At 48.1% G+C, this 952-nt stretch carries 1 protein-coding gene; it reads left to right on the top strand.

The genetic code is table 11. The annotated features are described in order from the left end of the window. Positions 1–328: 328 nt before the first annotated feature. A partial coding sequence (locus R7Z49_RS23835; RefSeq protein ID WP_318112197.1) for an HlyD family secretion protein occupies positions 329–952 on the top strand: 624 nt, incomplete at its 3' end.

Genomic DNA, 952 nt, shown 5'->3' with positions numbered 1-952 from the left:
TACAAGAGATCGTCGGTCAATTCAAAACTGCATAGTCACTCACGTCATTCTTATCTATTCAAGCCCAGCGCTCATCGCTGGGCTTTTTTAATGTCATTTGCCGATAAAAACCGGAGCTTGGGCAAGGTTCTTTAAATTGAGGCCTTCATAGCCCTCTTCCAACGCTAAGCCTCTCTATTTAAAAAGAATCGCTTGTAGATAAAATGCTAAGCTCTAAAAAGAAATCGTTATGGATGGCGGTTAGCGACGGGTTAGCGGGCTCAATCAACACCTTCCCGTTCGCAAGTTATCTATTCATGCATTACTTCTTCAAAGGAAGCACCGCACTATGAAGCGAATCATTTTTGGCACATTGGTTATTGCCCTTTTAAGCGCCTGTTCAAAAGATAACACGCACCAAGCGCTTGGCACTTTAGAACGTGACCGCGTAACGTTTACTGCCACATCTAATGAGATAATTAGAGCCCTTCCTGTCAAAGAAGGCAGCTTGGTCAGTGAAGGGGAAGTGTTGGTTCAGCTCGATACCAAGAATCAACAAGCCGTTCTTGCACACGCCGTTGCCGAGCAAGCCAAAGCGGGAGCGTATTTGCTTAAATTGACCAATGGTGAACGCCCAGAAGACATTGCTGCTGCATCGGCACGCGTAGCCCGAGCGGAAGCGCAGCTCACCGAAGCGCAGAAAAACTATCAACGCAAAGCAGAACTGGTGCGTAAAAAGCTCATCAGCCAATCCGAAAAAGATTCAGCTCTTGCGGCAAGGGACTCGGCGAGAGCCGAATTAGACTCAGCAAAAGAAGAGTTCAGTAAGCTCACCGCAGGTTCTCGCCTCGAAGACATCGAACAAGCTAAAGCCGCTTTAATGGCGGCAAAAGCCGAAGTGGCGTTGCAAGAACAGAAACTGGCAGAACTCACCATCACGGCCACGCGTGACGGTACGCGCGATAATTTGCCT

This window comes from Vibrio sp. 1562 (genome assembly GCF_033340155.1).
Lineage (GTDB): Bacteria > Pseudomonadota > Gammaproteobacteria > Enterobacterales > Vibrionaceae > Vibrio > Vibrio alginolyticus.
This window is presented reverse-complemented; position numbering and strand designations above follow the sequence as displayed.